Genomic DNA, 21,532 nt, shown 5'->3' on the forward strand with positions numbered 1-21,532 from the left:
GTTATAATTACCTGAAACTCTTATATAATTATGGAGGATTTATTATGTCACAAGTTGCAAAACGAGATTTACGCATTGATTTGCTACGCATATTTTCTATGCTTTTTATTATCATGCACCATTGTATTATCAATGATTTCGGATTACAAACCATGCTAAAAGAAAATACTTTAACCCGTTTTGGTAACCTTTTAATTATTATGAATTCTATTGTTATTGTCGGAGTCAACTTATTCTTTTTGATGTCCGGCTATTGTAAAATTCATTTAAAGCCTCAAACAGTATTATTGCTCATAATAAAAGTGTACCTGATTTCCACCTTGATACAGCTAACTGGTCTTCTGTCAGGCCATATTCCTTTTGATTCTGATTGGATAAAAAACACTCTTAATCCATTCGATTATTACTGGTTTCTTGGAGCATACATTTTATTAATGTTTACTTCTCCACTTTTAAACTTGATAATTAATAATATCTCATTATCTATGTTTAAATCTTATGTTAGTGGTTTTTTCTTAATTATCTGTATTTATGGATTTACAATTGATGGAAGCCTCCATCTTTCCTACGGCTACTCTTACCTTATGGCAGTTGCCCTATATATTTTAGGTAACGGTATTAGAAAATTTCAAAATGAGTGGCGATTGCTTTTATACAACAGAAAATTTTACATTCTTACTTGGTTTACTGTTATACTCTTAAACAGCCTGCTTATAAAGCTACTTTACAAATCCGGCAATGGTTTAAGAGCATGGACTTTTTATGCATATAATAATCCATGCGTAGCAATAGCCTCTATTACTTTATTACTATTTGCTATACGTTCCAATAATAATATAAAAACAAACTGGTTTTTACGCAATCTTCCTCAGAGTACAATTATTACATATTTAATTCACTCTACTTGTTGGTTAACAATTTTCAGGCAATCTTTCATCATGTGGCAAATAAACCATTATGGAATACTTTTTACTCTTTGTATGCTTCCGCTCTTTGCTTTCTGTATTTATTTACTTGCTACTTTTATAAATATTATATATGAAAAAATACTCGGGAATTTTTTTAGAAGAATATTAAGAAATTAAATGGAGACAAAATTATGAGCAAACAATATGACAGCATTGATTTAATGAAATTTATTTTTTGCCTTTGTATTATCGGAATACATACCAATATTTCCAACATCTTTCCAAAAGCGTTACAATTACTAATCGGAAGAGGTTTTTTCCGATTAGCTGTACCATTTTTCTTTGTATGTTCCGGATTTTGGATTGGAAAAAAATATTTGAAGCAACCAGCCGAGCTAGATATCATTATCCAAAAATATATCTTTCGTTTGCTCATTCCTCTTATTATATTCGAAAATATAAATAATTTATTGGAAATCATCAAACAACTTTTAAGACAAACCCCCAAACTTACTATTTGTCATGATATACTTAAACATATATTATTTTATCCTTATGGAGCGCTCTGGTATGTACAAGCAAGCATTATTGCAATTATTATTATCTATCCATTTCTTAAAAAAGGACGAATTCAAATTATACTGATAATTAGTATTTTCTTATATGCCTTCGCCCTATTATGTAATAATTATTACTTTTTAATCGAAAATTCCTACTTGCAGATAATTGTTGACTCTTACATGCAATTATTCATTTCTGCACGAAATGGAATTTTTGTTGGAACCTGTTTCTTAATACTTGGAATTTATGTCGGAGTTCATATCGAATCCCCGAAACTTTATCAATATACAAAACCTTTGCTTTTTATTTCAACCATACTTTATTTTTTCGAATTACTACTAGTAAATCAACATGTTCCGCTAGATGATGGTGCATTATTTATATCGCATTTATTTATCGCCCCACTCCTCTTAATAATACTTACAAAGAGTTCATTACATTTAAAGCACGCAAAATACTTAAGAAATTTAAGTACCGGAATGTATTTTTTACATCGGATTTTAATTGCTGTAATTGATATATTATCTTTTGTAACCAGAAAGATATTACCTGTTACTGCTTTATTTTTTATAGTAATTCTTATGTCGATTTTAATCTGTACTTACTCTTACACTTTGAAAAATCGATTTTTTAATCAACTTCTTCGTTAATACATAAGTTTTACCTTCTAATTGACGAATTTAAACTCAACAAGTTAACTACTGTAACCATATTGATTTTCATAAACATTTTTCCATCGCTGCATCATAATTGTTATATTCTTTGCTTCGATACGTTCTTTATCATAGGAAGCATTATACCGCATCACAACTGTCGGAACGTACAAAACTCGATACTGTTTTTCTTTCACTCGCAGGCAAAAATCTATAGCAGCAAATTCGTCTCCCAATTTATCATCGAATCCATCAATTTGTTCTAACAAACTTTTCCTTAACATCATACATTCCATACTAACGGCACTCAGTTCCTGTTGCAGTGCCTCTCTATGCATATAGCCCTTACACATATTTGGCAATCCTTCAAATAATCTGTATGAGAATTTTTCTCCTCCAATTCCAATACCTGCATGTCGAATTGTATGATTTCTATAATAACTTCTTGCACCAACGACACCAATTTTTTCACGTTGGCAATTTGCAAGTAACTGTTCCAAGTCCTTTTTTCCTTGAAACTCAATATATTGCGAAAGCAAAAGAATATATTCTCCTTTTATTTGCTTCTTGATAATATTAATAGTCGCAGGAAATGAATCTTTTTGACCTTTAACAACCTGTATTCCTTGTCCTTCCAAGAATTGATAATATTTTTCTACCTTACTGCTCTGATTTCCCATATCCACCACTATTATCTGCAAATTTTCATAATCCATTTCTTTTAACGAATTAATACATTTCTTTAGATAATTGATTTCCCCATCACTTTTAATCACGGTGGTAACCAAATCCTTATTATCCTTAGATTCATAAATAATTTTATAAAAGCCCAAATCGTCTAATTTTTCTATACGACCGACTTCCCCACATCTTTTTAGATGTGCCTGTAATGCCCGTTCACCCGCATCATACGCATATAATTTACTAGCCGGATTATCTGCTGTTGATTGTCTATGCATACGCCAGTGGTACAAAATCTTTGATATATGAGCAATATTCTCTGCCTGTTCCGTACATCTTAGTATTAAATCATAATCTTGTGCCCCATTATATTCCTCTCGAAATGGTTCTGATTCTTTTATCAAACTTCTCTTAAATACAAAAAGGTGACATATATAATTATTAGCTCTTAATAAATCTAAATTGAACTCTGGTTTAAAATTAGGCTGAAAATGTTCATTTGAGTTTTCTGATATTTTGTCCTCATCTGTATAAATCACTTCCGATTTATTCTTCTCATTTATGGTCCGAACAACTTCATATAAGGCGTTCGTTGCTAACATATCATCATGGTCCAACAGGGCAATATATTGTCCTGTTGAAATTTCATAAGCCTTGTTTGTATTTTGAGCAATACCTAAATTTTCCGGAACATCTACCACCTTAATTCTTGAATCTTTCTTTTTATATTCATCTAAAATGATTTGAACTTCTAAATTTTCCGGATTCGCATTCGCAATACAAAGTTCCCATTTATCATATGTCTGTTCACATACCGATTCTATCATCTGCTGTAAATATTTCTGTGGAGTATTATATACTGGAACCAAAATACTAATAACAGGTTCATATACAAATCGTTGCTGTTTTTGTATCTTTATTTCCTCTTGTGTAACCTTATTCTGTTCGAACCAAGTTGAATACCATTGTTCATTCACTTGATATTTATCAAAATTACGATGAATCATATTTTTAATTCCATAAAATTTTGTATAGACCATCGTCTTTTTAACTTTTTTATATAATTCTCTATGTTTCATAATACCCCTTTGTATACATTCCATTTTGACCTTCCTAATTGAGTTTTACACATTTCATAATTAGTTTCTTCAAAATTTTAGATTTTATATCTTGTTGACCACATAGTTTTTTTGCTCGTCTAATTAGTGAATTTTCTTGTTCTTTATGCAAGTATATTATCTGTCCTTCCAATTCAGTACAGCGTTTATTCAACCCATTAATCATATTATCTCGAATTATCTTATCATAATAGTATTCACTTACAATTCCTTCCAACACTTCTTGTATCTTAGTCTCCCCAAACTTCCGTATATCAAATGATACCTCGAATTTTTGATTTTTTTGAAATTTTCCTTCAAAATAAAGAACCATATCATCATAATCAAAAACTGTATAACCTGAATGTGAAATCCCAGGAAATGCTGATATCCTTTTTACTGGAATGGATGTTTTCAATGAAGTAATTACTTTACCAAAATGTTGCCCAATATTGATTGATATCTTCGAGTAGTCTCTAGGAAATACAAATTTAATCTTGCAGATATTTCCATCCAACTCCATTTTCTTCTCTACATATACATCTGTATACACGTCTTGATAATTTCCGAAAAATATCCTTGCAGTTTTCTTCTCTGTCTTCTGTTTATGTGCATACCAGAAAAACCACGGATTATCAAATACGTTTAAATCAATCCAACAAATCTTTAATCCTGTTTTCCATATACTGTACGGAAATGATAACTGGTCTCTTTTCACATATTTACAAAGTAAATCATACCAAAGATGCATCGTATCTTTTACATCTTGTTGATTTTCTCTTCGTATCAAAACCGTACATTCCGCTAATCCATAATCCTCCGGAAACTGCTCTTTTTTTATAAAGTCCAAATATTGAATAATCTCTTCCCTATTTGCTTTTCTATGAATAACGCATGCCGTTGCTTCTTGATAAACACAATTACGTAATCTATGACGAAAACATGCCATTGAGTAATTTTCCAAATCACAAAATGTCGTAAGTAGTTTACGTATATCTTTCTTTACCTGGAGAGCTCCATCTACCCATATACTTATATCGTATTTTTCCAAAAGCGGATGGCCCAATATTTTAATTTTTCTTGATAATAACATATCACCTATATTCTCTTCATCTTGAATATAGACAAACTGCCAGCAATCTGACTTTAACGTATGGTTATTTGTAAAACATATATAATCAATATCTTCATCTTTTTCCACATCATGAAGATTGTCATAATCTCCAGTTATACAAGTGTATATACATATTTTTTCGGTTTTCATCTCTTTCCTCTCACTTTTCTAACACCAGAATCGCAATAATATAGCAACGACAGATGCGCAAAGGATTATACTGCTTGGCAATATAAAATTATCTACTATGGTTTTCATAATTTTGTTTAATTTTTCTACTTTTTGCAATTTTGTATTCGCAAATATTAAAAATATTAATGGTATTACTGGTATGAAATATCGTCCTTGCACTCCCGTAATAGCCCCTGCTCCCACTCCATAATTATCCAATATGGATGTCCAGTATATATACATTGCCAGAAAACATCCAAAAATTGCGGCTGAGACACTTATAAACACTATAATCCTATCTATAACCTTTACTTTTATATTATCTAAACTTGTTTCTGCAATTCCAATAATTGGCATGATAAATAAATATGCCCCCAAAAATACACAATACAAATTTGTATCAATTAATCCAAAGGTACCAATTGTTGTTGAAACAAAAAATAGTTTCATACTTGATAATGTATTAAAATATATTTGCAGATACTTTACTGGATTATGAATTACAAACTGCATCTGCTGTGATGCCAATTTGGCATCTTCTGTAATAACACTTGTGTCTCCACTTGGCATAATCAGCTTTGTAATAAAATACAAAGCTATCACAATAATTCCCATACTTATCAATTTCTTAGCATAGATCTTTTTATTTTTGAGTTCAAATTTTGGCAAAAATAACATCAACAAAAATATTGGTACATATACAATTTTTATAACAACAAACACATACGCTATCACACTTAAAATAACTATGTATGCAGTAGTCAGCTCTTTTTGATTTTCGCCAAAAGAAATTCTGAATATCATTGCACATGCTAGAAACGCAAGTGAAATTAATATTGGATCATACGATACTGTAGCTGCCAAAAATAACGACATCGGCATAATTCCAATCATTGCCATCGTTCTTTTTAATATTGGTGTAATAGAGATACTAATTGCCACTATTGTTACGTAAAATAACAAATTGAAAAATCTTGCAAAATATAAAAAATATAATACTGAAGGATTATCAATATCTAATATTTTCGCCACTACATTGCCAAAAACAATTCCTGTTGCTTGTACAATATGCCCTACCGGATTTGTTTTTGCTGTCGAGAATCCATCAAACTTTTGTTCTCCATATTCTCCTGGTAATCGTTCTGTCAAATACATGTCTTTATAGTTAAATTTTTCATCGAGATTACCACCTTTATTATTTTGCATAGTGATATAATCTAACATTCCCTTTGGCAGCATATATCCCACTTTCCCATCCTGCACATCTGGAAATAAATTTCCTTTTGATAATACATAGGCCTTCTTAAAGTGGCTATCTTCGTCTGGCGCCTGAAAAGGCGGTGTTAAAACCATAAATAATATACCAAATATGAGTGAAAGATAAACAAATTTTTTTGCAATACTATTAGTATTCATCGGCATTCTCCTTCAAGTCTCGATACATTGTAACTATTTGCTCTTCAATCTTACTCCATTCACGTTTTTTGGCAGTCTCTAATCCTCCTGCAATCAATCTTTCTCTTAATAAAGCATCCTCAGCAAGTCTGTCAATTTGTTCAACTGCCTTATCTATGTCACCAAGTTTATACATTAGACAATTTTCTTCGTCACGTAAATACTCAATATTTCCTCCATTTGGTGCTACAACAGCCAGCCCACCAGTTGCCATCATTTCTAATGGTGGATACGAAAAGCTTTCCAAAATACTTGTTTTTAACAAAATATCGCACGACTGATAAATTTTTCCAACTTCGTCATGTGGAACTCTTTGTAAGAATTTGTCTACACGATACCATGATTTTGCTCCTCCTTGATATGACAAATAATAAATCTCATATTTATCTTTATCTAATTTTTCAGCAATTTTAAAACTTTCATCTACATTTTTATAGTGATCATCACTATTTCCTTCAATAAGAATTTTAATTTTTCCTTCGAAATTTCTTTCCTTATAAGAAAAAACTCCCAAATCAATTCCATTCGGTACATAAATGCTGTCTTTTCCAAATTTTTCTTTTAACCAATCCTGACACCATTTTGATATTGTAAGATAATGAATTGGAATAAGAGAATTATATGTTGCATTTGCCATTGTTTTCTCAAAATATCCGTCCGGACTAAAATTGGTTTCAAAATTCTGAACCAAATATGCTCTATGCAAAACATTCGGATATACTTTCACAAATGTAAGTGTACTCCATAAACTTGCAACTAAAGTATCCACATATGCCTCAAAACGTGTGTCATAACTTTGTACAACCGGAATACGTCCATCTTTATTTATAATATCATCGGATTTTCTGTCTTCGTTTACTATAAACACATCATACCCATGGTCTCTAAGCATATTACAATGCTTTATAATTACATTTACTCCACCACTAATATTAGTAGTTGGCAAAACAAATCCGAAATTTTTTGGCATCTTTGAAATCACATACTCGGCTATACCTCGACCTGTATAAGTTGTAATTTTCTTTCTTGTAATTGCATATGCATTACTTCCAATTTCTTCTCTGTACGTTTTATCATCTATAAGAAGCTGTAATTTTTCTTGCCACTCATGTATATTCGCACATAAAATACCATCTTGTCCATCCTGAATCATTTCTTCAAAGGCTCCGACCTTACTTGCAATTGTCGGCACATGAACAAGTCCTGCCTCGAGCCATTTATTTTCTGATTTCGCAGCATTGAAAATAGACTCTTCTAATGGTGCCAGATTAATATCTACAGAAGCTATTAACTCCGGTAGTTTTTTCCACTCTACAAATGGTTCCGCAATCACTCGCTCTCGAACACTGTCCAACTCTTTTGGTAAGTCTAATTCACCAACTATCTTAAGATAAACCTGCTCATTCTTTTCCATAATTTCCTTGATTACAGGCATAATCAATTCAAAATCCGCATTATGAGTAATACTTCCACTAAAATATCCCATAATAATTTTATTTTCGTCTTTTACAACATTACTATATGCTCTTTTAGAATATTTCAGCATTTTTTCTGATGCAACATTTCTATTTATATAAACATCATCAACATAATTACGCAATTCATTAGCCAAGACACTTGTTGTTGTGATTGCACAATCGCATTTCAGTAATGTCTGTTTTGTTCTTTCAACACCATCATCATAAACTTTTTTGTCATTTTCAGACATTGTTTTCAAATACGGAATCATATCTGTATACTTTTTGTCAATCACTAAATCATCAATATCAAATATAACCGGTTTATTATAATATTTGGCTCTATCAATAAATTCCTCTATTTCTGTCGTAATCGGACATCTAAAAAATACGAATGCACGATAATATTTCAATATCTCCAAATTGACACGTTCATAAAACATGCTATCTACTGTCAAACCAAAAGCTTGTAACTGCTCTACCTGATGATCCACTCGATATCTTGACGGATGCGGCAAATAACATCCATTTATAAACAATACATCTTTATAACAATGACGAATAGGGTCTCCTGATACACGCAATTTTATATAATTTTTTCCCTTTCTATATGCAGTCTTAACCCCCTCTTCTCTGACTATTCTAACTAATTTTTGTTGTAAATTTTCCGTTTTACTCATCTTATGATTCCTCCATATACAGACTTTCTATCGCAGACTCTATGTTGTTCCAATCTCGTTCTTTTGCAGTCTTTAATCCTTCTATATATAATTTGTGTCTTAATTCTTTCTCTGTGCATAATTGATTGATTTTAGAAACAGCCTGCTCTATATCACCCTGTTCATATAATAAACAGTTTTTTCCGTCTTCTAAATATTCCACATTGCCACCATTTGGCACAGCCAACACAAGACCTCCTGTCGCCATCATCTCTAATGGTGGATACGAAAAACTTTCCAAAACACTCGTCTTAATTAAAATATCGCACTCTCTATATATTTGTGCTACTTTCGCATACGGAACTTTATGAAAAAATTTGTCTACCCGATACCATTCTTTCGGTTGTGCATTATAAGACATGTACCATATCTCAAACTTTTCTTTTTCTAACTTGTTTACAATTTCAAAACTTTCATCAACATTTTTATAGTAAGATGCACAATCGCCTTCTATTAGTATTCGAATTTTTCCAGATAATGTTCTCTCTTCCGCAGTATCATGAAATCTGTCAAACTCAATTCCGTTCGGTGCGTATTTACATGTTTTACCAAATTCCGTCTTTAACCACGATTCACACCATTTAGATATTGTAAGATATTTTATATTTTCATTTTCAGAATACGTTCTATTTGCTTGAATTCTCAATGGGTCACCCGACTGATAAAAATTGGTCTCATAATTTTGTACTAAATAATATTTATTCTTTATTTTCGAATTTCTATTTAGTATTTGTACTGTCGTCCACATTGTAGCTACCGCAGCATCTATACTTCCTTCTAGCACACCTTCATTTGCATGTAACACCGGTATTTTCTGTGCTTTTACAGTACACCAATTTTCTTTTGCATTCAAATATGCCACTGACACATCGTATCCACGTTTTTGCATTATAGCAGCATGATTCAATGTAACCATTACCCCGCCACTAATCTCAAGTGATGGTAACACAAAAATAATATTCTTATGGAATTTTTTCTTTAGGAACTCTGCTAACTTATATCCTGTCTTATAGGCAAGCCAGCGTTCTCTACACACATACCAAGCGTTCCTTGCAATACGATTTCGCTTATCTGGATTTTCTATCAAATCAACAAGTGCTTCTTTCCAGTCTTCTACTGAAGAACATAAAATTCCAGTTTCACCAGATTCTATACATTCTTCAAATGCTCCAAGATTACTAGCAATTGTCGGAACCTGAACCAATGCAGCTTCCATCCATTTGTTTTCTGATTTTGCAGCATTAAATAATGTGTCTGTTAATGGTGCTAGATTTATATCCACCTGTGCTATTAATTCAGGTAATTTTCTCCAATCAACAAACGGATGCTGTATTATCTGTTCTTTGTATTCATTTAGTTCTCCCGGCAGCTCTAATTCTCCGACTATATGCAGCTTCAAATGATGATATGTCTTCATAAGTTCTATTATCACTGGCATAATCATATTAAAATCATCATTATGCGTAATACTGCCGCTAAAATAACCGATGTGAATATGATCTAACTCTTTTTTGCTTTGTAAAGCCTTATCAGAAAGCTTTTCCATCTCTTCCGATGCAGTATTACGATTTATCAAAACCTCCGGAACGTAATGTAGCATTTCTTGTTGTAAATGTGTCGTCGTTGTAATTCCAGCATCACACAATCTGAGTAAATGTCCCATCTCCATTACATTCTGATTATAAGCTTTCCTATCTTCTGATTTCATTGTATCCAAATATGGAATCATATCCGTATACTTTGTATCAATTACTAAATCATCAATATCATATAAAACAACTTTGTTCAATTTCTTTGCAAGTTTTATAAATTCTCCTATTTGTTCATTATACGGACACCGAAAAAAAATGAAGCCTCTATATAACCTTACCATATCCATTGATAAATGTTGATAGAAGACTTCATTACTCGAAATATTATAATAAGTCAACTGTTCTCTCTGATGTGATACCCTATAACGAGCAGGGTGTGGCACTTCTGGTCCACACCCATTTATAAACAACACATCCTGGAATACTTGACTTGTTTTCAATTTCTTTTCAATATTTTTTGTTTTTATATAAGAACGTGCCTTTTTTCCAACTGATGCAATTCCCTCATCTTTTAGTGTCTTTGTAACTTTCCTTAATATTTCCTGCATATTAGATATCCCTCATTATTTAAATAATCTATACAATAATTTCATGAATGCAACGATATAAATCACAAATATCATTACTACAAAGAAAGTTTCCAAATCGAATCTATCCGTCAGCGTTTTTAAAATCATCGTTCCGTCTATTTTTTCCCCATCAACATAAAAAGCTGTATTAGATTCTTCTTGTTTCTCAAACGAGAACTGCACTGCGCTTTCATTATCTTCTGCATTCTGTGTCAAGGATAAGCGATATTGCTTTCCATTACAATTCTCAATCGTATCAAAAGGTAATTCATAAAATCGACTTTTTAACGCCTTTTTAGCATTTATCTCACCTTCAGCCACAACTTCATTTGTATCTACTTCTTCTAATGTATAATTAAGAGACACTTTACTAATATCTCCACTTTCTGCACCCTTTACACGGATTCCATCTAAAGTATCCTCATTTACTTCAAATTCCTGTTCTAATATAGCATTCTTACTTTCCGTAACTGTTCCATATGCACTTGGGTCTATTGTTTTATCATAAATCGCATGAGGCTTTGCTATGTGCGCATATAAAAACACCAGTGCAATCACTACTATACTTTCTAATACTCTTATAACTTTTTTCTTCATCTTTTTACCTCTGATTAAGAATTTCTATATTCCTCTGCAATTTCTTTGGCATCACCAAATGCTTTGACAACCCCTTTTTCTAACCACACAATTTTATTACATAACTTTTCTACCTGATTAATATTATGCGAAACAAAAAGAATTGTCGTTTCTCCATTCATCATCTTCTGTATACGTTGTTCGCATTTCTCTTGGAATCGAAAGTCCCCAACAGAAAGCACTTCGTCTACAATAAGAATATCCGGCGTTCCGATTGTTGCAATCGCAAATGCCAATCTTGAAACCATACCAGAAGAGAAATTCTTTACTGGTACATCCATAAAATCTTTTAACTCCGAAAATTCTACTATATCATCATAATATTCCTGCATCTGTTTACGTGAATATCCTAAAAGTGCTCCATTAAGAAATACATTTTCACGTGCTGTCAAATCCATATCGAATCCAGCTCCCAATTCAATCAACGGAGCAATTGAGCCATTTACAGTGACACTTCCTTTCGTCGGTTTTAACACTCCGGCAATCGTTTTCAACATTGTACTTTTTCCACTACCGTTTAAACCGATTAATCCCAATGCATCCCCTTTTCTTAACTCAAACGATACATCTTTTAATGCCCAGAATTCATCATATGACACCTGTTTTTTAATACTTTTTATCACGTACTCTTTAAAACTATCAAACTTCTCAGATGACAAACTGAATTTCATATACACATGATCTGCTTGAATCATTATTGGTTTTTCCATATTTTTCTCCTAATATTATATATTTAAAATAAATTGATCCTGATTTTTATAGAATACATATAATCCAATTCCCAATGCCAGCACAGTTTCAATCAGAGCTATAATAATCCCAGAAATACTTGGCAAATTTCCGTTTAGCATAACATCACGGAACATAATCAATATATTTGTAACTGGATTAGCTCTAACAATCGGCGATAACCATTTTGGAAGGATTGACATTGGATAAATAACTGGTGTCAAATACATCAACGCTGTTGTAAATACAGAATACAAATGCATGATATCTCTAAATCTTACAGTTATTGCTGCTAATATCAAGCCTATTCCTAATGAAAATGCAACTAAAAACAGCAATGGAATTGGTGATAAAATAACTGTCCAATGCATCTCAACACGCATAGCCAGCATTACGAGCATTAATGCAGTAAATGAAGCCATCAAATTAATAAAACTTGAAAAGACTCTTGACAAAACAAAAAGATATTTTGGTACATATATCTTCTTTATCAGTGAAGAGTTACTTATAATTGCTCCCATTGATGTTGTTGTCGTATCATTAAAAAAATTAAAAATCACCTGTCCACTTAGCAAGTACAACGGAAAATTTTCAATATCAAACTTAAAAAGATTTGAAAAAACTACCGATAATACAATCATCATAAACAATGGGTTTAATAGTGTCCACAGAACTCCTAATGCAGAACGTCTGTATTTAATCTTAATATCTCGTGCAACCAACTCTCGTAATAGTGGCTGGAATTTTACAAAATTTTGTATATATTGAGTCACGCTCATACCTCCATCATCCATTATTTTTCTATACATTTTTATACAAGAAAAAGGCGTTATATCACATACATAACAACCATTTGTAGTATAACACCTTTTTCTATATTTGACAAGTTACCCATCATTGTCTTTCATTGTCTTTCATTCTCTTCTCATACAACGCCATCTCCTGAGTTAAATTTTTAATTCGGATTGACATTCTTGAAACTGCTATTGTCAATACGAAAATAATGATCAACGCAAAGCAAAATCCTAAGAAGAACAACATATTACTCGGAACTTCTATTCCCATAAATTTGGCAAGTCCCATCATTACATCTGGGAACAAATCTAAGATCAACGTACCAAATCCTACCAAAAGCCATGCAAGTGCATATCTTAACTCAAGTGCTTTTTTTCTGATCATATTTATAATCACACACAATGCCAGCACAATCACGATTGCTACAATTACCTGAATTCGAATATTCATCATCTCACCTCTTACTTTCTAATTCGCTCAATTAAAATTGCTAAGGTTACCTTTATCATATAATAAACTGACTTTTTCGGCGATATGGAAGAAACTCCACCTTCACGAGCTTTCATAATAACAGGAATTTCTTCAACATTCTTTTTCTGTCTCAAAATTGCAACCACACTTTCAGGTTCCGGATAATCTTTCGGGTAATCATATGCAAATATTTTCATAACGTCACGATTAACCATTCTCAATCCTGATGTTGGATCTGTAATTTTCTTTCCGGTCAGCAACTGAATAAGCACTGTAAAATATTTGATACCCATTCTTCTTGCTCCGGATGACTGAAAGCCTTCTTTATTAATAAAACGAGAACCAATTACCATATCCAGTCCATGTTCTTCAAGATAATCTGCCATTGTTGCCAAAAACTTTGGATCATGCTGACCATCTCCGTCCACCTGCACAGCCATATCATAGCCTTCTTCATAACCATATCGATAGCCTGTTTGCACGGCCCCGCCAATTCCCAGATTAATTGGTAAGTCTATATAATTATAACCATTCTTTTCACAAATTTTTTTCGTATCATCCGTAGAACAATCATTTATAATTACATAATCAAATTCCGGAGCATTTTCCTGAATCATTTTAATTGTTTTTTCAATATTTGCACTTTCATTATATGCCGGTATAATAATTAGCTTTTTCATACATACTCCTTAGTCTATATTATTTGATTGCTGGCTTTTTGAATATAATTTTATCAATATCTTTGCAATCCATTTTGGCCAAAATCTACAATACATCTCATAATCTTCCGTGCTTCTTGCATTATCTCCTATGATAATTGATGTTTCTGACTCTTCATGAATACGATGCCCCATTTGAATTGTTGCGTCATAAGCAAACGTACCTTTTAATCTTGAGAGTCTTTCCCAGGCTTCCCAATCTTCGCAAGAACGGAAATGTACTGTGAAAACAGGATTAGGAAGATTCTCCACTGCAAATGTAACAGATGGACAACAAATTCCACATCCAAATGCCAAACTACGTCTTCTGATAAAGCGGCTAGTTTGAAATTTCTTTACTTTTAAAGGTGACAATAACATCCTCTTTACTTTTAACAATTGATTATTTTCAACCTTTTCCCCATTTCTAATTTCACAGTAATCCGAAAAATAAATCAATGGTTTTTTTGCAGATTCTAACATATTCACAGCATGCTCTGCATACTCTGGAAAATACACATCATCTTGATGAGCGATTGTTATATATGGTGTTCTACATTGTGCATATCCAAAATTCCAGTCTTGAACGATTCCTCCCTCTCCTTCATTCACATTCAATGGTATCTCATATTTTTCTGCGAGTTCTCGAATATAATTATTCGGTGTAGATGTTATCATAATAATATTTGATTTTACAGTTTGTTGCTTTAATGAAAGAATGCATTCTTCCAAATAAGCACTTTCTTTATATGCACATATTACAAATGTATGCTTCGCACTCATATCTCCCATTTTTCGATTCCTCTTCTAATTATTCTTTATCTATAGTAGTATACTTCGTCTTACTTTTTCTGTCAATTATAGCCATTTTTCTATTAATACTATTTTCTTTCAGAATGTTAAAGCGGCATGGCAAAATCTATACCACACCGCTTTTGTAAAACTTATGTCCTTATTTCTGAAGTTTATTAATCAATGCCATAATTGCCTCTGGCGAATCAAAATTTTCAGGAACAACCTCGCCTACTGGGATTGTCACATCAAATTCATCTGAGATATCCGAAATCAGATTTAAAATTTTAAGTGAATCCAAATCTCCACTCTCCACCAAATCTGTTCTTCCTTCAAACTGTACTCCCGGTACTAAATCGCTTAAAATTTCCAATAATGTTTCCATAAAATATTTCTTCTCCTCTTTTTTAATCTTTTTATTTTACAGGTTTCTCTCTAATTTAATGCTTCGTCACCAAATACAATATCACCAAACACTTTTGAAAATGCTTTGGCGCTATCACCATTCATATGCCCATCATAATCTACATAATTTGCCAGCTCATGATTATAACTTTTATAATATTCTCTGTTGAAGTTATAATATTCTACACCCTTTTCACGAAAATACTCTGAAAAATAATCCCATGCATCACGATAACTTTCCTCTTCTTGAACTAACATTGTTGCTGCTAAAGGCATTGTCGTCGCAATAAACTCAATATCATTCTCTTTACATAATCGAATCAACTTATCCAAATATTCCATATTAGTTGCTTTCACTTCATCCTTTGAAAACAAGGTTGGTGAATATGATGGGAAATTCTCTATCGCCACCGGATATTTCTCAATAAATCCATTTTCATGATATTCCTGTGCTTGTCCTTTCAAATATGATACATCATAATTATTTGTCATTTTCTGATAAACTGTATCCTTTATTTTAGAAAGCTCATATTGCAATGAATACTCATGAAATGCAAATAAAGGTGAACGGAAATCACAATCTAACATTGTATTTGCATAATATTCTGCTTTTGTAATAGACATTGGAAATTCATGATAAAATAATAAATAATTATTTCCTTTTTCTTTTTCCGTTGTAAAATATCCCGGAGACAATTCAAATATAATTGTTTTAGGGTGTTGTTTTTCAATAACAAGCTTTGTCAAATAATATGCATCAACTGGATATTCTCCTCCAACACACAAATTATGTCCTGTCCTTTTTGTTCCTTCCAGCATACTATCCGGATCTAAATCTGACATTCCATTCGATGTTCCTAGTATAACAACATCTTTCTGCTCATTTGTAACTGTATGAATATCATTTCTTACAAATGTACATGGATACAATAAAATATCCATTGCTTTGATCACTAATGCACAAATCAACAGACATATAACTAGTTTAATTCCTTTTTTAAAACTGTGCATAGATGAACCCCCTAGCTACTGACATTGGACTAAACAGCGGAATACTGATAAGCAAAAGAATACATATTAGAAATTCCAAAGCTATTGGCGTTTTCGCTGCTGCTTCTTCCATATTTATGCCTTTTTCTTTTAATACACTCACAATAAACCAAATAACACATCCTATAAATAATGTTAATAATGCATACGGTGTATATTCTACTCCGAGTTTTCCGGATGATATCATTAAAAATTGTGATGGTTGAAAACTCGTAACAGAATATTTCATCATTTTCAACGCTTCTCCAACTGAGCTAACACAATCGAAATATTGTCCAAGATTAAACAGTATAAACGTCCTGAGTATCATAAACAGATGATATCCTTTGCTTTGATCTTTAATGTGTAGTTTCGTTTTCCATACTTTATATGTGTCTGCCATGAATCCACTTGTTGCAATAATTACTCCGTTATAAAAACCCCATCCTATATTATTCCAGCTAGGACCATGCCATAAACCAACAAGTACAAATACTATCAAATCTGAAACAGCAATCGTCACGAATCTTCCTTTTTTTCGTCCCCATTTGACTTTCGCCTTTTTTTGAAGTTTGCACATTGCTTTTGACAAAGTTAGTGGATAAAACACATAATCTTTCATCCATGTTCCAAGTGATATATGCCATCTTCTCCAAAAGTCACTAATCGAAACAGAAAACAATGGCTGACGAAAGTTTTCATCTAGTCGAATTCCAAACATTGCAGCTACGCCTAATACAATATCTATACCTCCTGCGAAATCACCATACAGCTCTATTGTGTATAGCAACACACCAAATACCGCAATTCCTGAATATTGCTCTGGATTAGAAAAAATTGCAATTCGATATACCGAAGCCCATTCTGCTACAATCATCTTTTTGAACAATCCCCATACAATTCTTTCAACACCATACTTTATCTGATGTAACTCAAATTTATGTGAGCTTGTCAATTGGTCCGCAAGCCTTCCATATCTTCCTATTGGTCCTTGTACAAGTTGTGGGAAGAATGAAACAAATAATGCATATTTACCCAAATTTGTTTCTGCTTCTGCTCTCCCCCAATATACATCTAACAAATATCCCAGCGTTTGGAATGTGTAATAAGAAATTCCAAGTGGTAAAATCATATGAAACAGATTGATATGACTATTTGTTATTGCATTAATATTTAGAATCAAAAAATTGGAATATTTCAAAAATGCTAACATTCCTAAGTCCAATACTATTCCAAATATAACAATTCTTTTTTTCTTTTTTACATCTACTTTTTCTTCTACTTGAATATTATCAATATGTTTTATCCATAAAGCACAACCATATGTCACAAGAGTTGAAAATAGTAGAAAAAATACTGCCGGTATGCTAATTATCATATAATAACAATAACTGCATATTAATAAAACAACCCATTGTAAACGCTTTGGGACTATATAATAAATACATAGTCCCATTGCGGTAAACAGGAAAAACAAATTCGATGTTAACGACATTTTTCCATTCCCCTCTTATTTAATATGTCAATCCATCTCCAATGCAGCCGTCATCAGAAGATGATGTGTCTGCTGATGGTGTTGGTGCTGGTGCTGGTGTCGGTTCTGTATATGTTTGTGAACCCCAATCTGATGATTCTGTATATGTTGATTGATTCGTTTGCTCCTGAGCTGCAGCAGCCTCTGCCTGTGCTGCGGCTTCTGCTTGAGCCTGTGCTGCGGCCTCTGCCTGTGCCTGTGCTGCGGCTTCTGCTTCCGCTTTTGCTTTTTCATCTTGCTCTTTTTGAGCTTTTGTAGCCAATTCGGCATCTAATGTACTAACCTCTGCTCCATCTTTCTCATATGTCAGATAAGCCACACCATCCTGAATTTTAATTTCTCCTTTTTCCATATCATCAAATGGAAATGCATGCAATTCAACAATTGTCTTATCTGCCAATGTTAATTGTATAGTATATTCTACCGGCAATACTTTTCCACTTTCTGTCGCGGTTTCCTTAGCAGCATCTTCTGATGGCTTATAATACAAAACTCTTGTCTCATCTTTCTTGTAAGTATCTGCCTCTTTCAAAAAACTATCTGGATAATTTTCCTCTGAAGAAGATTTTACACTAACAGAAACAATATCCTGACCTGTTTCATTTTTAAGAGTTACTTTATAAGCATCTTTATCCTCTTCTCCTATTGTTTTGTATTCTTCTTTTTCTGTTTTTGTTGTAGCAGTTGTCTCTTTTTTTGTATCTGTTGTATTTTTATTTCCACATCCTGTAACTGCTGTAATTGCTAACATTCCTACTAAAAATATTGTTAATACTTTACGTTTCATTTGTATCTTTTCCTCTGTTTTCTTCTATTTTTTAACTTTCATAGTGATAATTTGTGTATACCCATGTACCGGAAGTCCTGTATCTGAACTGATATCCATTACGCCCCGTCTCATATTGAAAATCTGTATCATATACATAGGTTACTCCATTGATATCAATTTCTACCCATGCATGATCAACCATTCCACCTCCAGCTCTTGGAACATAACCATATACATATCTTGCATTATAGCCCAGTCCCTTTGCTAACTGATAAAAAGTTGCTGCATAAGTACGACAATCTCCTATTTGCTGCTCTAATCCGTACAGTGCAAACCACTGTGGATTTGTATAACCAGTTCCTGGATTATTTCCAAGCGTACGGTATTTGATATTATTAACGCACCACATAAAACAACTATACAAATTCCGTCCTACCTGATTATATACATTTTGGATTCCATTATTAATACGCATCTGTTGTGGTGTCATCGTTATATAATAATTACTATTACTTCCTGGTACCATTGCTCCCTTCGGAACAATTTTCACTTGAATAGCCTGCAATTTGTTTCCAAGTTTTGTAGTTCCGGCTTCCTGACCATTCTTTGCCCAGCCAAGCCATCCATAATTTGACACATGAGTGCGGTAATAGATATCTGCATATTGTGCCAACTCACCCGTCAAACGAATTTGAACCGCTTCTGCCTGATTTTTTCCGTCTCCAGCTATTTCTCCATTATTTTTCCAGTCCATCCAGCCAACATTACTTACATGCAAACGATATTCAATTGTTCCATTAAATACATTTTTTCCCGTAGAATCAGATGTACTCATAGTCAGCTGCTGAATTGCTTTATTTTCTCCTGTTGTTCCTGCAGTCTGCCCATTTGTTTTTGTAGTCTGCCAACCAGATTTTTCAACATTTGCCGCAAAATTAATTTCACCTATATTTTCTGTTGCCAGATAGCTCCTTGCTGTTGTATCTGGTACGTTTGTATCATTTTTTTCATAAAGTTTGATTTCAATAGCCTCTACTCCCGCATTGTAGCCGACAGTTCCAGCTGTCTCTCCATTTTTCGTCCAGCCAAGCCAGCCAAATCTTGCACTATGAACGCGATAATAGATATCATATTTTTCTTCCAGTTCACCTGACAAACGAACTTTTATGGCCTCGACTTTTTTGTTTTTCCCTGTTGTTCCGGATGTCTCTCCATCCGCAACTTCATCCTGCCAGCCAATATCCTGTACATGGGTCTGATAAATAACAGACCCATTCAGCCCATTTTGTCTTCCCCAGTCAGTAACTTTAATGTTTAGAGCTTCTACACTCAAATTTCTTCCTGTCGTTCCGGCTGTTTTTCCATCATACACATTTGATTGCCAACCAATATTTTGTACATGGGCTTTATAAATAATTGCGCCTAAATTATCTTGCGAAATATAACTTCTGCTGCTTTGTTCTGGTTTATCTGTTGCATCTTTTGCATATAATTTTACTTCAATTGCCTGTGCTCCCAAGTTAAGTCCTATAGTACCTGCCTGTTCACCATTTTTTGCCCAGCCTAACCAACCATACTCTGCTGAATGAACACGATAATAGATATCATATGCTTGTGCCAACTCTCCTGTCAGGCTTATTTTTAACGCTTCTATTTTCTTATTTCTTCCTGTTGTTCCGGCTGTACCCCAATCAGAAACTGCATTCTGCCAACCAATATCCTGTACATGGGCTTCGTAACTAATAGAGCCTGACATATTTTTTCTTCCGGCATTTGTCACTTTTAACTGAAGTGCTTCCAAATTCAGGTTTCTCCCAGTTGTCCCGGCTGTTGCTCCATCATAAACTTTATCTTGCCAACCAATGTTTTGTACATGAGTCTTATACATTAACAAACCACGTGTCTCTTCTGACAAAAAGCTGCATTCTGTCTGCGCCGGCTTGTCCTCTGCAGTTTTATTATATAATTTAATTTCAATTGCCTGTACAGCATATGCATATCCAGCAGTTCCGGCGTCTTCACCATTCTTCGCCCAGCCAAGCCAACCAACATTTGTAGCATGAACACGATAATATATGTCATACTGTTCTTTTAAATCTCCTGTAAGATTCATTCTAATTGCTTCTATCGGAAGATTCTTTTCTTCAATACCCGCTGTTTCTCCATCTTTTACAGCGTCCTGCCAGCCAATATTTTGCACATGTGCACTGTACTCAACCCCACCTGTCACATTTGTTTGATTATCTATTTTTATCTGCAGTGCTCTCATTGCACGATTCTGCCCTGTCGTTCCGGCCATTTCTCCATTTTGTTTTTCTTCCTGCCAGAATCCACCATGTAAATATGCACGATATTTTAATTGAATCTGCTCGCCATTTTCTGCAACAGCCTCTGGTTCTTTCTGTATATCCTGAACAGTTGTTGGTGCTACGTTTTCTTGTACATCCTCCTGCTCTAATATTTCCTGTTGTTTTTCCTCTTTAATTGTACTGTCTTCACTACTATTTTCAGAAGCTTGTGACTCACTTTCTCCATTATTTTCAGTCTGATCAATAGAACCATTTTCTTGTGTTTGTACAATTTCGTTTTCCTCTGCAAGCACTGTTAATGGGCTTGACATCAACATAATAGAACTGAGTAGAAGTACTCCCACACTTTTTATATTTTTCTTCATGTATTTTCCTCTTTCCTCTTAGA

Annotated in this window: 18 protein-coding genes; 2 read left to right on the top strand and 16 right to left on the bottom strand. The window is 33.3% G+C overall.

The genetic code is table 11. The features are described from left to right. Positions 1 to 44 precede the first annotated feature (44 nt). Together H8S40_RS14240 and H8S40_RS14245 are read left to right on the top strand one after the other, a co-directional pair. Positions 45 to 1,085, top strand: a complete 1,041-nt coding sequence (locus H8S40_RS14240; RefSeq protein WP_186865466.1) for an acyltransferase family protein — start codon at positions 45 to 47, stop codon at positions 1,083 to 1,085. 14 nt (positions 1,086 to 1,099) lie between these two features. Further along, on the top strand, positions 1,100 to 2,119 hold the full coding sequence (locus H8S40_RS14245) for an acyltransferase family protein (RefSeq protein ID WP_186865467.1): 1,020 nt from the start codon (positions 1,100 to 1,102) through the stop codon (positions 2,117 to 2,119). A gap of 44 nt (positions 2,120 to 2,163) precedes the next feature. Here H8S40_RS14245 and H8S40_RS14250 read toward each other — a convergent pair whose 3' ends face one another. The 16 genes from H8S40_RS14250 to H8S40_RS14325 all read right to left on the bottom strand — a co-directional run bounded on the left by H8S40_RS14250 (position 2,164) and on the right by H8S40_RS14325 (position 21,509). Further along, a complete protein-coding gene (locus tag H8S40_RS14250) occupies positions 2,164 to 3,882 on the bottom strand; it encodes a glycosyltransferase family 2 protein (protein ID WP_186865468.1) in 1,719 nt (572 codons plus the stop codon). Positions 3,883 to 3,916: 34 nt separating this feature from the next. Next, on the bottom strand, positions 3,917 to 5,164 hold the full coding sequence (locus tag H8S40_RS14255; RefSeq protein ID WP_118724065.1) for a glycosyltransferase domain-containing protein: 1,248 nt from the start codon (positions 5,162 to 5,164) through the stop codon (positions 3,917 to 3,919). An 18-nt stretch (positions 5,165 to 5,182) separates the two neighbouring features. Further along, positions 5,183 to 6,601, bottom strand: coding sequence for a DUF2142 domain-containing protein (locus H8S40_RS14260; RefSeq protein ID WP_172696978.1), 1,419 nt, complete (start codon positions 6,599 to 6,601; stop codon positions 5,183 to 5,185). Next, complete coding sequence (locus H8S40_RS14265) at positions 6,591 to 8,777, bottom strand: glycosyltransferase (RefSeq protein ID WP_117989972.1); 2,187 nt, start codon at positions 8,775 to 8,777, stop codon at positions 6,591 to 6,593. The genes H8S40_RS14260 and H8S40_RS14265 overlap by 11 nt, the downstream gene beginning before the upstream one ends. 1 nt (position 8,778) lies before the next feature. Continuing rightward, entirely contained in the window at positions 8,779 to 10,956 is a 2,178-nt protein-coding gene (locus H8S40_RS14270; RefSeq protein ID WP_186865469.1) for a glycosyltransferase, read from the bottom strand. A gap of 15 nt (positions 10,957 to 10,971) precedes the next feature. Continuing rightward, the gene (locus tag H8S40_RS14275; protein WP_022075130.1) at positions 10,972 to 11,574 is read right to left on the bottom strand and encodes a hypothetical protein; all 603 of its coding nucleotides are present in this window, start codon (positions 11,572 to 11,574) and stop codon (positions 10,972 to 10,974) included. A gap of 14 nt (positions 11,575 to 11,588) precedes the next feature. Beyond that, positions 11,589 to 12,323, bottom strand: a complete 735-nt coding sequence (locus tag H8S40_RS14280; RefSeq protein ID WP_022075131.1) for an ABC transporter ATP-binding protein — start codon at positions 12,321 to 12,323, stop codon at positions 11,589 to 11,591. 15 nt (positions 12,324 to 12,338) lie between these two features. After that, positions 12,339 to 13,121 (bottom strand): ABC transporter permease, encoded by a 783-nt coding sequence (locus tag H8S40_RS14285; RefSeq protein ID WP_207723271.1) that lies wholly within the window; start codon positions 13,119 to 13,121, stop codon positions 12,339 to 12,341. 115 nt (positions 13,122 to 13,236) lie between these two features. Further along, entirely contained in the window at positions 13,237 to 13,590 is a 354-nt protein-coding gene (locus tag H8S40_RS14290) for a DUF2304 domain-containing protein (RefSeq protein WP_366482600.1), read from the bottom strand. An 8-nt stretch (positions 13,591 to 13,598) separates the two neighbouring features. Continuing rightward, a complete protein-coding gene (locus H8S40_RS14295) occupies positions 13,599 to 14,288 on the bottom strand; it encodes a glycosyltransferase family 2 protein (protein ID WP_117989969.1) in 690 nt (229 codons plus the stop codon). Between the two features lie 9 nt (positions 14,289 to 14,297). Further along, positions 14,298 to 15,098, bottom strand: coding sequence for a glycosyltransferase family 2 protein (locus H8S40_RS14300; RefSeq protein ID WP_366482602.1), 801 nt, complete (start codon positions 15,096 to 15,098; stop codon positions 14,298 to 14,300). Positions 15,099 to 15,258: 160 nt separating this feature from the next. Next, positions 15,259 to 15,483 (bottom strand): acyl carrier protein, encoded by a 225-nt coding sequence (locus H8S40_RS14305; RefSeq protein WP_118724059.1) that lies wholly within the window; start codon positions 15,481 to 15,483, stop codon positions 15,259 to 15,261. 50 nt (positions 15,484 to 15,533) lie between these two features. Beyond that, entirely contained in the window at positions 15,534 to 16,514 is a 981-nt protein-coding gene (locus H8S40_RS14310; RefSeq protein WP_186865470.1) for a hypothetical protein, read from the bottom strand. Beyond that, entirely contained in the window at positions 16,501 to 17,910 is a 1,410-nt protein-coding gene (locus H8S40_RS14315; protein WP_243238265.1) for an MBOAT family O-acyltransferase, read from the bottom strand. The genes H8S40_RS14310 and H8S40_RS14315 overlap by 14 nt, the downstream gene beginning before the upstream one ends. Positions 17,911 to 18,046: 136 nt before the next feature. Then, positions 18,047 to 18,853, bottom strand: a complete 807-nt coding sequence (locus H8S40_RS14320; RefSeq protein ID WP_186865472.1) for a hypothetical protein — start codon at positions 18,851 to 18,853, stop codon at positions 18,047 to 18,049. 31 nt (positions 18,854 to 18,884) lie between these two features. Further along, positions 18,885 to 21,509 carry a transglutaminase domain-containing protein gene (locus H8S40_RS14325; RefSeq protein ID WP_186865473.1) on the bottom strand — a complete coding sequence of 875 codons (2,625 nt, stop codon included), beginning with the start codon at positions 21,507 to 21,509 and terminating at the stop codon, positions 18,885 to 18,887. Between the last annotated feature and the right edge of the window lie 23 nt (positions 21,510 to 21,532).

This window comes from Ruminococcus hominis, from assembly GCF_014287355.1.
GTDB lineage: Bacteria > Bacillota > Clostridia > Lachnospirales > Lachnospiraceae > Schaedlerella > Schaedlerella hominis.

Coding starts and splice junctions, on each gene's coding strand:
- H8S40_RS14240 (WP_186865466.1), top strand. CDS start 45: ATGTCACAAGTTGCAAAACGAGATTTACGCATTGATTTGCTACGCATA.
- H8S40_RS14245 (WP_186865467.1), top strand. CDS start 1,100: ATGAGCAAACAATATGACAGCATTGATTTAATGAAATTTATTTTTTGC.
- H8S40_RS14250 (WP_186865468.1), bottom strand. CDS start 3,882: ATGAAACATAGAGAATTATATAAAAAAGTTAAAAAGACGATGGTCTAT.
- H8S40_RS14255 (WP_118724065.1), bottom strand. CDS start 5,164: ATGAAAACCGAAAAAATATGTATATACACTTGTATAACTGGAGATTAT.
- H8S40_RS14260 (WP_172696978.1), bottom strand. CDS start 6,601: ATGAATACTAATAGTATTGCAAAAAAATTTGTTTATCTTTCACTCATA.
- H8S40_RS14265 (WP_117989972.1), bottom strand. CDS start 8,777: ATGAGTAAAACGGAAAATTTACAACAAAAATTAGTTAGAATAGTCAGA.
- H8S40_RS14270 (WP_186865469.1), bottom strand. CDS start 10,956: ATGCAGGAAATATTAAGGAAAGTTACAAAGACACTAAAAGATGAGGGA.
- H8S40_RS14275 (WP_022075130.1), bottom strand. CDS start 11,574: ATGAAGAAAAAAGTTATAAGAGTATTAGAAAGTATAGTAGTGATTGCA.
- H8S40_RS14280 (WP_022075131.1), bottom strand. CDS start 12,323: ATGGAAAAACCAATAATGATTCAAGCAGATCATGTGTATATGAAATTC.
- H8S40_RS14285 (WP_207723271.1), bottom strand. CDS start 13,121: ATGAGCGTGACTCAATATATACAAAATTTTGTAAAATTCCAGCCACTA.
- H8S40_RS14290 (WP_366482600.1), bottom strand. CDS start 13,590: ATGATGAATATTCGAATTCAGGTAATTGTAGCAATCGTGATTGTGCTG.
- H8S40_RS14295 (WP_117989969.1), bottom strand. CDS start 14,288: ATGAAAAAGCTAATTATTATACCGGCATATAATGAAAGTGCAAATATT.
- H8S40_RS14300 (WP_366482602.1), bottom strand. CDS start 15,098: ATGGGAGATATGAGTGCGAAGCATACATTTGTAATATGTGCATATAAA.
- H8S40_RS14305 (WP_118724059.1), bottom strand. CDS start 15,483: ATGGAAACATTATTGGAAATTTTAAGCGATTTAGTACCGGGAGTACAG.
- H8S40_RS14310 (WP_186865470.1), bottom strand. CDS start 16,514: ATGCACAGTTTTAAAAAAGGAATTAAACTAGTTATATGTCTGTTGATT.
- H8S40_RS14315 (WP_243238265.1), bottom strand. CDS start 17,910: ATGATAATTAGCATACCGGCAGTATTTTTTCTACTATTTTCAACTCTT.
- H8S40_RS14320 (WP_186865472.1), bottom strand. CDS start 18,853: ATGAAACGTAAAGTATTAACAATATTTTTAGTAGGAATGTTAGCAATT.
- H8S40_RS14325 (WP_186865473.1), bottom strand. CDS start 21,509: ATGAAGAAAAATATAAAAAGTGTGGGAGTACTTCTACTCAGTTCTATT.